The organism is Psychrobacillus sp. NPDC093200 (assembly GCF_050280345.1).
GTDB classification, from domain to species: Bacteria; Bacillota; Bacilli; order Bacillales_A; family Planococcaceae; genus Psychrobacillus; species Psychrobacillus faecigallinarum.
The window spans coordinates 39991-53738 of record NZ_JBNNVC010000002.1 but is presented as its reverse complement, the minus strand read 5'-3'; the positions used below and the strand labels follow the sequence as shown (position 1 = coordinate 53738).

General features: G+C 37.1%; 11 protein-coding genes and 2 other annotated features. Of the genes, 4 read left to right on the top strand and 7 right to left on the bottom strand.

All coding sequences use genetic code 11. The features are described 5' to 3' along the window. The first annotated feature begins 223 nt into the window (after nt 1-223). Nucleotides 224-445: a DeoR family transcriptional regulator gene (locus ACQKNZ_RS07915; protein WP_144537096.1), complete on the top strand. Its 222-nt coding sequence runs from the start codon at nt 224-226 to the stop codon at nt 443-445. Between the two features lie 29 nt (nt 446-474). Here ACQKNZ_RS07915 and ACQKNZ_RS07910 read toward each other — a convergent pair whose 3' ends face one another. Together ACQKNZ_RS07910 and ACQKNZ_RS07905 are read right to left on the bottom strand one after the other, a co-directional pair. Further along, nucleotides 475-1197 (bottom strand): pseudouridine synthase, encoded by a 723-nt coding sequence (locus tag ACQKNZ_RS07910; protein WP_144535220.1) that lies wholly within the window; start codon nt 1195-1197, stop codon nt 475-477. After that, a complete protein-coding gene (locus ACQKNZ_RS07905; protein ID WP_144535218.1) occupies nt 1198-2823 on the bottom strand; it encodes a putative polysaccharide biosynthesis protein in 1626 nt (541 codons plus the stop codon). 103 nt (nt 2824-2926) lie between these two features. Here ACQKNZ_RS07905 and ACQKNZ_RS07900 point away from each other — a divergent pair, with 103 nt between their 5' ends. From ACQKNZ_RS07900 to ACQKNZ_RS07890, 3 genes are all read left to right on the top strand, one after another. After that, nucleotides 2927-4186, top strand: coding sequence for an NAD(P)/FAD-dependent oxidoreductase (locus ACQKNZ_RS07900; RefSeq protein WP_427659022.1), 1260 nt, complete (start codon nt 2927-2929; stop codon nt 4184-4186). A gap of 69 nt (nt 4187-4255) precedes the next feature. Further along, nucleotides 4256-4481: a binding site (T-box leader), on the top strand. A gap of 65 nt (nt 4482-4546) precedes the next feature. Further along, nucleotides 4547-5935: an anthranilate synthase component I gene (gene trpE, locus ACQKNZ_RS07895; RefSeq protein WP_427659020.1), complete on the top strand. Its 1389-nt coding sequence runs from the start codon at nt 4547-4549 to the stop codon at nt 5933-5935. Next, a complete protein-coding gene (locus ACQKNZ_RS07890; protein ID WP_144535212.1) occupies nt 5932-6504 on the top strand; it encodes an aminodeoxychorismate/anthranilate synthase component II in 573 nt (190 codons plus the stop codon). Before trpE ends, ACQKNZ_RS07890 begins: the two co-directional genes overlap by 4 nt. 300 nt (nt 6505-6804) lie before the next feature. Here the strand turns inward: ACQKNZ_RS07890 and ACQKNZ_RS07885 are convergent, their stop codons facing one another. From ACQKNZ_RS07885 to ACQKNZ_RS07865, 5 genes are all read right to left on the bottom strand, one after another. Then, nucleotides 6805-7047 (bottom strand): hypothetical protein, encoded by a 243-nt coding sequence (locus tag ACQKNZ_RS07885; RefSeq protein WP_427659018.1) that lies wholly within the window; start codon nt 7045-7047, stop codon nt 6805-6807. An 83-nt stretch (nt 7048-7130) separates the two neighbouring features. Continuing rightward, nucleotides 7131-9542, bottom strand: coding sequence for a leucine--tRNA ligase (gene leuS / locus ACQKNZ_RS07880; RefSeq protein ID WP_427659016.1), 2412 nt, complete (start codon nt 9540-9542; stop codon nt 7131-7133). A 98-nt stretch (nt 9543-9640) separates the two neighbouring features. Then, nucleotides 9641-9856 (bottom strand) — a binding site (T-box leader). An 85-nt stretch (nt 9857-9941) separates the two neighbouring features. Then, a complete protein-coding gene (locus ACQKNZ_RS07875) occupies nt 9942-10595 on the bottom strand; it encodes a 3-oxoacid CoA-transferase subunit B (RefSeq protein ID WP_144535206.1) in 654 nt (217 codons plus the stop codon). Between the two features lie 13 nt (nt 10596-10608). Continuing rightward, nucleotides 10609-11298: a CoA transferase subunit A gene (locus ACQKNZ_RS07870; RefSeq protein WP_427659014.1), complete on the bottom strand. Its 690-nt coding sequence runs from the start codon at nt 11296-11298 to the stop codon at nt 10609-10611. Between the two features lie 237 nt (nt 11299-11535). Next, complete coding sequence (locus ACQKNZ_RS07865; protein ID WP_427659012.1) at nt 11536-13500, bottom strand: LTA synthase family protein; 1965 nt, start codon at nt 13498-13500, stop codon at nt 11536-11538. Nucleotides 13501-13748: the final 248 nt, after the last annotated feature.

Here is a 13748-nt window from a genome sequence, read left to right as displayed (position 1 = left end):
GGTTCTTTTAACTTCCTTAGAAGAACTTCATATGTTTTTTTTGTAAATAAACAGTTATTTTTATAGAAATTTCTTTGTAATTCTACTATAATTAAATTGTCAGATAATAAAATTCTGACTACCAAAATGTAAAGGGGCTGTCAATTGCAATACATCTGTTGCTTTTCGCCCAAGTCGTCCGCTAGTCTTGCCACGAGATATCAAGATGAAGGAGTGGTTATTTTTGAAACCTACTACTGATCGGATGCTCACTCGAATCAAAGATATGTATATGTTCATCCGAGACAACGGAACTGTTACAACACAAGATCTGGTCGATGAATTTGGAATCACTCCTCGAACAATTCAACGAGATTTGAATGTACTTGCGTTTAATGACCTAGTCATTAGTCCAACAAGAGGCAAATGGACCACGACGAACAAACGAGTTAAAATGACATCTTAGATTCACTATATTAAAAAGAATGACCACGCTTATGCATGGTCATTCTTTTGTTCTAAACTTATTAATTCCTCAGTCGTTAACTCCCGGTAAGACCCTTCTTCTAGAGAATTATCTAGCTTTAAAGCCCCCATCGAAAGTCTCTTTAAATAAATTACTTCCTTATCTACTGACTGAAACATCCTTTTCACTTGATGGAACTTTCCTTCGGTGATAGTCAGCTCAATTTCAGATATTTGATCACTCTTCAAAATATGAAGATGCCCAGGCTTCGTATGATACCCATCATCTAAAATTACTCCTTCTTTAAATGCCTCTACGTCTGATTCTGTTACTCTTCCTGCAACTTTTGCATAATATACTTTCGGAACATCCTTTTTAGGAGATAACAGCCGATGTGTAAGCGCACCGTCATTTGTTAAGAGAAGCAGCCCAACTGTATCCTTATCTAGTCTTCCGACGGGATACGGCTCAAAATGTCTTACATCATCGTCTAGCAGGTCAATTACAGTTTGGTCTCTAGAATCTTCTGTTGCAGAAACAACCCCGGGTGGCTTGTTCATCATTAAATAGATGAACTCTCTATATTCCACCACTTCCCCATAAACGGAAACTTGATCCTCTAATTCATTGACATGCGTGGACCCATTTTTAGCAACGGTATTGTTTATTTCAATTGCCTTTGACTTGATGAGTACCTTTACTTCACTTCTTGTACCGTATCCCATGTGAGACAGAAATTTATCTAATCGCATTTATTTCTCCTTAAAACCTAATTTTTTCGTAAAGCGCGTAATCTTCTCACCAAATAACTTTTGTGCTAAGCCAAGACGAAGAGTTATGTAGCCATAAAAAACTGCTCCGATACTAGCACATACCATGATGACCAATAATGCTTCCATTTTACTATCAATCACAAACAGGTTCTCTAAGCCTAGTTTGATAACGAATACTATTGTTAACATAAGTGCATTAACAATGAGTATAAGTATACTTCTTCTAATCACCATAGTGGATTTATAATGCAATGTTTTTCGAATCGCAAACATATTCAACCCTATTGCCACTAAATAGCCACAAGCTGTTGCCAATATAGCACCATCTGTTTCAAACGCTTTTATAAGCGGTGTGTTCAATAATAGCTTGGTAAGTATACCCAATAATAGATTTAAAATAATTAGTTTTTGACGATCTATCCCCTGCAAAATTGCAGTTGTTACTGGATATAAAGCAAATAATATTGCTACAGGTGCATAATGTGCAAGAACTGTAGAACCTGTTTTGCTTGTCTCATAAAACAAGTGATAAAAATCACCTGACAATACTGCAATTCCCATTGCTGCTGGAACTGTTAGAAATAATAATATTTGAAATGATTGGTCTAATGATTTTCTTACTTGAACAAAATCTTGTTTCGCATAATAACTCGTGATAAAAGGTATTAAAGCCATACTAAATCCGGTAGCTAGCATGACCGGTATCATCACTAATTTATGAGTTGAATAGTTTAACATCCCTAACAAAGTATTAGATATATCTCCGCTTATTCCGATGCTAGACATCGCTCTATTAAAAGTAATCATATCGATAAATTGAAATAGCGGATTAATCACTCCGACTAATGCAAATGGTACCGTATAAATTAATATTTCTTTGTATATATTTTTGAGAGAAACATCTGACCTAGGACTGCCAGAATCATTTAACTTTAAATCAAATTCTGGCTTTAGCTTTTTCCAATACCAATAGAGAACACCCAGACTGGCCAATGCTCCTAAAAAGGCAGCAAATACCGCAAAGGAAATCGCTGTCTTCTCCGTTCCGTTTAATATGTATACAACAAAGAATCCTCCAGCTAACACGAACAAAATACGTACTATTTGCTCCCAAAGCTGAGAAACCGCCGTTGGTGTCATATGCTGATAGCCTTGGAAGAAACCTCTTATTAAACTCATAAGCGGTACAACGATTACTGCGAAGCTGACATATTTAATCACACTAGCTACATCATTAAGAGAAAAAGCTGCTTCATCATCCTTAATGATCATATGTGCAATAGGATCCGCTAAGAAAAAAAGAATAAGGAATCCTAAGAAACCAGTGATACTCATTAATAGCATACTGGATTTCATTAGCTTCCTTCCTGTAGCATAATCTCCAAGAGCATTATATTTGGAAACAAACTTTGAAACTGCAACTGGTACTCCTGAAACAGCTATTGCCAGCATGATTGAATAAGGAGTATAAGCGTATTGATAAAGCGCAATGTATTCCTCGCCAATAATTTGATAAAAAGGAATTACATAAAGAACTCCTAAAATTCTAGATAACAAGAGACCGACCGTTAAGATCATTGTCCCTTTTAATAAATTCGATGCCATCAAACCCGCCCAATCCTTTAAAATGTCTATATTACAGTTTACAACTGTCTCATCAAAACTACAATCATGTATAATAAAGAAAAAATGAAAGTGTGAATTTACTATGTATGACGTAATTATTATCGGTGGGGGTCCCTCAGGACTTATGGCCGCTGCCGCAGCTGGCGCTGAAAACAAAAAGGTTTTATTGATTGAAAAAGGGAATAAGCTAGGGAAAAAGCTTGCTATATCTGGTGGAGGTCGATGCAACGTCACGAATAGACTTCCTCAGGAGGAAATCGTAAAAAACATACCAGGAAATGGTCGATTTCTATTCAGTCCATTCTCCGTCTTTAACAATGAAGATATTATTGCCTTTTTTGAGAACTTAGGTGTTCCGTTAAAAGAGGAAGACCATGGTAGAATGTTCCCTGTTTCCAACAAGGCAATGGATGTTGTGAACGCTCTTCTTGACGAATTAAAAAGATTAAAAGTAGATATAAAGCTAAATGCTCCCGTTTCTAAACTGTTAATGAATGAAGAAAAAGTTATTGGAATTAGATTGGCGACTGGCGAAGAAATAACTGCTGGAGCTATAGTTGTTGCTGTCGGTGGAAAGGCCGTTCCTCAAACAGGCTCAACCGGAGATGGCTACCCTTGGGCTGAAAAAGCTGGGCATACGGTAACCGATTTATATCCAACAGAGGTTCCTTTATTATCTAGTGAGGCATTCATAAAGTCTAAGGAGCTTCAAGGGCTAGCACTTAGAGATGTAGCTGTTTCAGTTCTAAATAAAAAAGGAAAAGCAATCATCACACATCAAATGGACATGCTCTTTACACATTTTGGCTTAAGCGGTCCTGCTATTTTACGTTGTAGCCAGTTCGTTGTAAAAGAAATTAAGAAAAATGGCGGACCAGTTTCTGTAAGAATTGATAGCCTACCTGAAATAAATGAAGAAGAAACTTTCCAAAAGCTCCTCTCTTCTATTAAGGAAGATCCTAAGAAAGCTGTTAAAAATGTATGGAAAGGACTAGTTCCAGAAAGATGGCTTTTGTTTTTGTTGGAACAAGCAAAAATACAAGAAAGTGAAGATGGCCAAAACCTATCCCACGAGAAAATCAGATCCCTCGCCCATCTATTAAAGCAGTTTGTTGTTAAGGTACATGGTACTCAGCCCCTTGAAAAAGCCTTTGTCACTGGTGGCGGCGTTTCTATTAAAGAGATTGAGCCAAAGACAATGGCATCGAAGAAAAAACCTGGCCTATACTTTTGTGGGGAAATATTAGACATACACGGCTATACAGGTGGCTATAACATTACCTCCGCTCTTGTTACGGGAAAACTAGCTGGCATGAGTGCAGCAAAAAGTATTTTAGATTAAATGGATAAAATTTGGAATATTTTATACGAATCCATTGAATTTTGAAACTATTTATAATACAATGGTCTTTAATGAGCGATGACGAAGAGTAGTAGTCATATGTGATGCCTTAGAGAGCTGACGGTTGGTGCAAGTCAGTGCATAGCATATGATGAATGGGCTTCTGAGTTCCAAGGCCGAAATGATAGTAGGCCTTGGCGTTTGTCTACGTTACAGGACTAGCAGCTATGAGCTGCAAACAAGTGGATTACAATAGTAATCAATGAAGGTGGCACCACGGCTCTCCGTCCTTTTTGGATGGAGGGCCTTTTTGTATTCTTTTTTAGATGAGCCGAGTCGAGAAAGAGGAGAGTGTAGAAAATGACAGTTGAGACGAGAAGCTATGAAATGAAAGAAATCCAAGGGGATATGATGACTCCTATCTCCATTTATCACTCCTTAAGTGGAATGAAAAAAATGCTATTTGAATCCTCTGCAAAGCACGAGGAAAGCGGACGCTACTCTTTTATAGTATTAAACCCTGTAGCAGAAATTAAAGGCAATCAGTTTAATTATGTATTTACAGACGAACAAGGAAACAAAGAAGTTGGTCATGAACCCATTATCGATAAACTTAAAACCATTCTTCCTGAACACAATGAACAATATCCCTTTTCTTTTTTTGGTGGAATGCTGGGTTATTTTGGATATGAAACGGCATTTTATAACGAACGAATCGGAGAGTATCTTCCCGATGATTTAAATATGCCTGATATTCATGTGTTATTTTACGATACCTTTCTTATTTATGATCATTTAAAACAAAAGGTGACAATCGCAGCTATTGATTTATTTTTAAGTGGGCGTTCTACCGAGCATATGAAAAAGGATATTGAAATAATTTATGAAGACCTCCAAGCGGGTTCTCCACAGCAAGGAGAGTTGGGAGGTAGCCTATCATTTAAGCCGGTGATAAAAGAAGATGACTTTAAAGAAATGGTGGAGAAAGCAAAGCAACATATCGTAAAAGGAGATATATTCCAAGTGGTGATCTCACAGCGCTTCTCCTCTCCTTTTAAAGGAAATCCATTCTCTCTTTATCGGCAACTGAGAACTTCTAATCCATCACCTTATATGTTTTACATGGATTTCGAAGATTATATCGTTTTAGGTACTTCTCCTGAGAGTCTAGTAAAGGTAAAGAATGGATTTGTCACTACTAATCCAATTGCAGGAACAAAGCCACGAGGGAAAACCTCAGAAGAAGATAAGCAAATTGCTGCCAGTTTATTAATAGATGAAAAAGAAGTAGCAGAGCATCGAATGCTTGTTGACTTAGGAAGAAATGACATAGGCAAAATTTCTGAAATTGGTACCGTTCAGGTAAATAAATATATGCAAATAGAATTGTACAAGTATGTCATGCATATAGTTTCAGAGGTAACAGGACGTTTAACAAAAGATACTCACGCATTAGATGTATTGGCAACATGCTTACCAGCGGGCACTGTTTCCGGAGCACCAAAAATTCGAGCTATGCAAATTATAAACGAATTGGAGCCTATGAAACGCGGGGTTTATGCTGGTGCAGTAGGTTATATTTCAGTATCAGGAGATATGGATCTCGCTCTCGCAATTAGAACAATGGTTGTAATAGATAATGAGGCATTTGTGCAGGCTGGTGCGGGTATTGTTTATGATTCCATTCCTAAAAATGAATATGAGGAAACGTTAAACAAGGCAAAAGCACTTTTGGAGGTGCACAGATGATACTCCTAATAGATAATTATGATTCCTTTACGTATAATCTCTATCAGCAATTAGGTATTCTTGGTAAGGATGTTAAGATTGTTAGAAATGATGCTATTACCATTGAAGCTATAGATAAGCTTTGCCCGGAAGCAATTGTCATCTCCCCTGGACCAGGTAATCCGCTTGAAGCAGGTATTTCTGTTGAAGTTATTCAAGCATTTTATAAGAAATACCCTATCCTTGGAATTTGTCTTGGTCACCAATCGATTGGTGCTGCTTTTGGTGCCAATGTCGTGCAGGCTAAAACAATTATGCACGGCAAGCTATCTACAATACATCATACACAAAATGAATTGTTCCACGGGTTTGAAGGACCTATATCCGTCATGCGTTATCACTCTCTTGTCATTGAAGAGGATAGTTTACAAGATTGTTTCGAGGTTCTAGCAAGAGCTGATGATGATCATGAAATTATGGCAATAAAGCACAGGGACTATCCACTTTATGGACTTCAGTTTCACCCTGAGTCTATTGGAACAGAGCATGGTACTATGCTTATGAAAGTATTTGTAGATACGTTGAATTAACCTTTGAAAGGAGAGTTTGATGGTAGCTGCTCTTGGTATTATTTTAGTTCATATTGTTGGTTTGCTTTTGTTAAAGTTCATGTTTCCAAAAGAAGATATTGCTTCATGAAAAGTGCAAATGGTTTGCAGAAAAGTTTAATTAATAGGTTGCAGATTTTCGCTTTCTGTGGGGTGAGCGATAAGCCATCACCGTCGCTTACGCGTCGTTTGTGATGGCTTATCAGTCTCACTCATCCCACAGGAGTCGCCGCCTGTCGCTGTAATCATGTGGGGTGTAGTAGTGAGAAAGTGGACGACGTTTCAATGGATGAAAGTAATGTTGTGAACATGAAATTTTGAAGATTTGCGAGAACCTTGCGGTGATGAGTAATAACCTTGCACAGATGAAGTGGAACATTGCAGTGATGGAGCAAAACCTTGCACAAAACGCTTGAAATGTTGCGCAGACGACGTTAAGAGTTGCACAAACAGATAAAAGGCTTTGTCGGAAAGTAACAAGCCATCATCCCTTTTTTGCTGCTCTTCCTGTTTTGTCTCAATCATCTCTCAGTTCTCATCATGCTTGTGTTTTTCTAAAAAATAAAGCTGCTTAACTCTCATAAGAGACTAAGCAGCTTTATTATTTATTAAATAACGATGTTTACCATTTTACCAGGGATTGCAATGATTTTTTTGACTTCATTGCCTTCAATCCATTGTTGAACTTGTTCAGAAGCTAATGCCAATGCTTCTAGCTCATCTTTTGTTGCGTCTTTAGAAACGACAAGTTTTGCACGAACTTTCCCTTTGATCTGTACTGGAATTTCAACCTCGTTGTCCACAAGCTTGGATTCATCGAATGTTGGCCAAGATTCATAAGCGACAGAATTATCATGGCCTAAAATGCTCCAAAGCTCCTCTGAGATATGAGGAACAATAGGAGAAATAAGCTTCACGAAGCCCTCTACATATTCCTTAGAAATTTTCTCAGCTTTATATCCTTCATTAATAAATACCATCATTTGAGAGATAGCCGTGTTATAGTGCATTGCCTCGTAATCCTCTGTTACCTTCTTAACCGTTTGGTGGTACGCTTTTTCCATATTGTCAGATGATGTGTCGCTAACTTTCGGGCTTAGAGTGCCCTCCTCTGTTACGAATAATCTCCAAATACGATCCAAGAATCTACGAGAGCCGTCTAGACCATTCGTTGACCATGGTTTAGAAGAATCTAGAGGTCCCATGAACATTTCATATAAACGAAGTGAATCAGCTCCGTGGCTCTTCACGATATCATCAGGATTAACTACATTCCCTTTAGATTTAGACATTTTCTCGTGATTTTCACCTAAGATCATTCCTTGGTTAAATAATTTTTGGAATGGCTCTTTCGTTGTAACAACACCGATATCATATAGGAATTTATGCCAGAAACGTGCATATAGCAAGTGAAGTACAGCATGCTCTGCCCCACCTACGTAAAGATCTACTGGCAACCAGCGTTTTACTAGCTCTGGATCAATTAGTGCTTCATCATTATGTGGATCGATGTAGCGTATATAATACCAGCAGCTTCCTGCCCACTGAGGCATTGTATTTGTTTCACGACGTCCTTTTTTACCAGTCACTGGGTCCACTACATTTACCCATTCCTCAATATTAGCTAATGGAGATTCACCTGTACCACTTGGCTTGATGTCAGTAGTAACAGGTAGCATAAGTGGAAGCTCTGATTCATCTACAGGTGTTGAAGTTCCATCTTCCCAATGGATAATCGGAATTGGTTCTCCCCAATAACGCTGACGGCTGAACAACCAGTCACGTAAACGATAAGTAATTTTCTTCTCGCCTTTTCCATTCGCTTCAAACCATTCAATTGCTTTAGCGATTGCTTCTTCTTTGTTAAGACCATTTAAGAAATCCGAATTAACAAGTATGCCATCCTCTGTGTAAGCAGCTTCTTCAATGCTTCCACCCGAAACAACTTCTACAATCGGAAGATCGAATTGCTTAGCAAACTCATAGTCACGGTCATCATGTGCAGGAACTGCCATGATAGCACCTGTTCCATATGTTGCTAAAACATAGTCTGCGATCCAGATTGGCATTTTTTCACCACTAACTGGATTGATGGCATAGGCTCCTGTAAATACTCCAGTTTTATGCTTGGCAAGATCTGTACGCTCTAAATCACTTTTCAATTTTACTTGATCTTTATAAGCTTGAACTGCTTCCTGCTGCTCTGGAGTTGTAATAGCATCCACTAATTTATGCTCTGGTGCCAATACTGCATATGTTGCGCCAAAAATAGTATCTGGACGAGTCGTAAATGCTTGGAAGGATTCCTTTGTTCCTGCAACTTCAAACGTTAGTTCTGCTCCTTCAGAACGGCCAATCCAGTTACGTTGCATTTCTTTCAAGCTCTCTGGCCAATCTAAATCATCTAAATCCTCCAACAATCGATCTGCATAAGCCGTAATGCGAAGAACCCATTGGCGCATTGGTCTACGCTCTACTGGATGCCCACCACGTTCCGATAAGCCATCAATTACCTCTTCATTCGCTAGAACTGTACCTAATGCTGGACACCAGTTTACTGGCACTTCATCCACGTAAGCTAAGCCCTTTTTATAAAGCTGGATGAAGATCCATTGTGTCCATTTGTAATAGGAAGGATCGGTTGTATTGATTTCTCTATCCCAATCATAAGAAAATCCAAGATCCATCATTTGACGTTTGAACGTCGCAATATTTTTTGCAGTAAATTCTGCAGGATCATTACCTGTATCAATTGCATACTGCTCTGCAGGAAGACCGAATGCATCCCATCCCATTGGGTGAAGTACATTGTAGCCTTGTTTACGTTTAAATGCACTTAGAATATCTGTTGCAATATATCCAAGTGGATGTCCCACGTGTAGACCTACTCCTGATGGATATGGGAACATATCTAATGCATAAAATTTTGGTTTGGAAGGATCATCAATCATTTTATATGTCTTGTTTTCTTTCCAATAACTTTGCCACTTTTGCTCAATTGCTTCATGATTAAAGCTCATCTTTCTTCCTCCTTCAGTTAATGGCGCTTTATAACTATCATTGGTTTAAAATCCCAAAAGATAACAGCGCCAAATAAAAAAACTCGCCCCTTAAAAAAATAAGGGACGAGAGATATACTCACGCGGTACCACCCAAATTAGTGAAAAAATTATCACTCAACTTGTTTCCTTAACGCGGAAAACGGTATAAGCTACTAATCGTTCACTTATACAGACTCAAAGGCGAGTTCAATAATTCGTTACACTAACTTGCACCAGATGTTAGCTCTCTTCAGAAACGAGTGTTATTTACTATTCCTTTTCTTAGTCGAATTTTATTCAATGTAATGCATTTATTCTAATGGATATTGAAGGAAAACACAAGATGTACTCTCATCAAAAATTTTATATTATGAGAAATTAAATCGCTACATTCTCTTTTACATCTTTGATGATTAAACCAGCTTCAGTAGCATCGATAATATCTTGAACAGAATACCCTTCAAATACCTCTTTTAACTCTAGGCCATCTTCAGTTACTTCAATCATTGCCCGTTCTGTTATTATTTTATTCACAACTGCCTTACCAGTTAGAGGCAAGGCACATTCTTTTTTAATCTTTGCGGAGCCGTCCTTCGCACAATGGTCCATAATAACAATTATTTTCTTGGCACCATGTACAAGATCCATCGCTCCTCCCATTCCTTTAATCATCTTACCTGGGATCATCCAGTTAGCTAAATCTCCCTTTTCGGAAACCTCCATTGCCCCTAAAATAGCAACATCTACATGTCCTCCGCGTATCATCGCAAAGGATTCAGCACTTGAGAAGAAGGATGACCCTGGTATTGTAGTAACTGTTTCCTTACCAGCATTGATAAGGTCTGGATCCACTTCTTGCTCCGTTGGATATGGCCCTATGCCTAAAAGTCCATTCTCTGATTGAAGCACCACTGTCTTATCTGGCGATATAAAGTTGGCAACCAAGGTAGGAATTCCAATCCCTAGATTTACATAGTTCCCATTTTCAATTTCTTTTTCTGCTCTTCTCGCAATTTTTTCACGTGTATTCATCCGAATCTCCCCCTTATGAACGTATCGTTAGACGTTCGATTCTTTTTTCCTGCTCTGCTTGGAACAGACCTTGGACATAAATACTTGGTGTATGTATTTGGGCTGGATCTAAATCGCCTGTCTCTACGATTTCCTCTACTTCTGCTATCGTCATCAAACCAGCAGCAGCCATCATTGGATTGAAGTTTTGAGCTGTTTTGTTGTATATTAGGTTACCAAACTTATCTGCCTTAGCCGCCCGAATCAAAGCATAATCTGCTCTAAGGGCTTCTTCAAGAACATATTCCTTACCGTCATAAATACGTACCTCTTTACCCTCTGCAACTACTGTACCTACACCTGCTGGAGTAAAAAATGCAGGAATTCCTGCCCCTCCGGCACGAATTTTTTCCGCTAAAGTACCTTGTGGAGTGAGCTCAACTTCAATCTCTCCTGAAATTACTTGTCTTTCAAACTCTTTATTTTCACCTACATAGGAGCCTATCATTTTTTTAATCTGTTTATTTTTTAGTAAAAGGCCTAGGCCCCAGTCATCTACGCCACAGTTATTGGAAATTACGGTTAAATCCTTTACCCCTTTATCAACTAACGCTAAAATTAGCTGCTCTGGAATACCTACTAATCCAAATCCGCCTACCATTAACGTCATGCCGTCTTCAATACCTGCGACAGCTTCTTTTGCTGAACTATAAATCGGTTTCATATCCCTATCCCCTTTCAAAAAATACAGCCTACCCTATTATATTCTCAAATATCGGACTACTCCGCAAACTTTTTTGATTATTTAGGGTATATATTCATCTCGAGACAGTATATCAAATTTTAAAATGCTTCTTTTCGGCAACAAAAGTCTCCTTACATTTTTTTAGAATAAAAAAAGAACAAATTCCACATGGAGAATTTGTTCTTTAATCGGATTAAATTATATTAAATAAATCTATTATTTTTCGTTGTCAGCTTTTTCTGTTACATCCATATTATAATTATATTGAGAAGGATTAACCTTAGTAAAGCCTGCCGGTGTATAAAATCTCAATAAGTCACCATTTACAACTTTATCAGATAAATGCAACCTGTTTTCTACTCTTTTCTTATACTCATTCGCTTTTTGAATTTGATTATCATCAACTAGTGGCAAACCAGTTGTTGCATCATAGAATTTTTCATCAATTGAATAGATAGTAGGGCTGACATAATCACCATTTCTGAAAGGTACAATATCATTATGTTCTTTTGATAATATGTCTGTACCAAATTGAACATAATCTTGTGAATCAATTCCAAGTAAGTGTAATAAGGTTGGAAGAAGGTCTATTTGCCCTCCATAAGTATGATTGACTCCACCTTGCATCCCAGGAACGTGAATAATTAAAGGTACCCGTTGTAAATTAGTACTTTCGTAAGGAGTAATTTCTTTTCCGATGATTTGTTCCATGGCTTTATTATGATTTTCAGAAATACCATAATGATCACCATAAAAAACAAGCATACTGTTATCATATAAGCCGGAGTTTTGTAATTCACCAATGAACTGTTCAATTGCTTCATCAGCATAACGAGCAGTTTGGAAATAATCATCTACACTTGCATCACCAGTATCTGCTTTATCAATTGTTGTTAAGTTTTGATTCATTTTATATGGATAATGGTTCCCAACCGTAATAAATTTAGCATAGAAGGGTTGAGGTAAAGTTTTTACATATTCTAATGATTGTTCAAAGAATGGCTTGTCCAATAATCCATATTCAGCCATATCTTCTTTAGAAGTAGTGTCATAATAATTGGCATCAAAGAAATGCTCATAGCCGAATGATTTATAAATCTCATTACGATTCCAGAAAGTGCCGTTATTGCCGTGGAATACAGCAGATGTATAACCATCTTTTTTTAAAATCGCGGGAGCTGATTGATAAGTATTCTGACCTTTTGTAATAAATGCAGACCCTTGTGGTAAACCAAACAATGAGTTTTCAAGCATGAATTCAGCATCCGAAGTTTTGCCTTGAGCTGTTTCATGGAAGAAATTATCAAAGTATAGTGTATTCGGATCTTTTATTAATGAATTTAAGAATGGTGTAACTTCTTCACCGTTTAATTTATAATTCATTAAAAAGTTTTGGAATGACTCCAAATGGATATAGATGACGTTCATGTCCTTCGCAGCGCCGAAATATTCTGGATTAGGCTCCGCAGAGATAGATTTTGTATAGTTAATAACTTCTGTCATATCATCGCTATCAGCTAAAGCCCTCTGTGAAGATGCCTTTATAGTTTCAGTAGTGTCATAAATAGTATAGTTATACATTCCTAAATACTTAACAATATAGTTTCTATCAAAACCACGAGTTAATAACTGTGGACGATCATAGTTAGCTAATCCTAAATTTAATGCAAATATTCCTATTACAAAAGCAAGCCCAGCAATTGCTTTCTTATATCCAACTCTACTATTGTTTTTTTGTATTTTTTTAGACACACATAGATAAGCCAACAAAAATACATCAACAAAGAACATGATATCGTAGGGATTTAATAAAGAAATAACACTGCCGCCTAAGTCTCCAAAATTCTGCGTTTGAGTAATCGTTGGTAATGTAATAAAGTCACTAAAAAATCTATAATAAACTACATTTGCATATAAAAGAAAGGACATTAAAGCATAAATAACAGCAAGTAATGTGTATCTTCCTCGACCTTTGAAAGCAAAAGAAAATCCAAGAAATAGCAAGGCAGAGCCAAGCGGATTTATAAATAAAAGGAATTGTTGAAGGAGTCCTTCTACTCCTAAGTTAAACTGAGTTACTTGCGTGATATATGTTTTAATCCATAACATGAAAACGGCTAAAATAAACAGACTACTAAACTTGTTTAAAAAGGCAGTCTTATTTTTATTTAAAATTTCCATTTGATCACCTTCCTATAAGTCTAGTATTTCAAGATTTAAATTTAATAATATATTTAGGGGAAAATAATTTTAATATAATTTCTAAAGCTAATATAACCTACCTCTTTCTTCGACTTTTGTCAAGTAAAAAAACTACTGCATTTATCTACGCAGATCCTTTAGGTAGATACTTAGTTGAAGACCCATATTTAAATTGGCATTAATTAACAAAAACCTCTTACTCCATTTTAAAGTCCATTGGAGTAAGA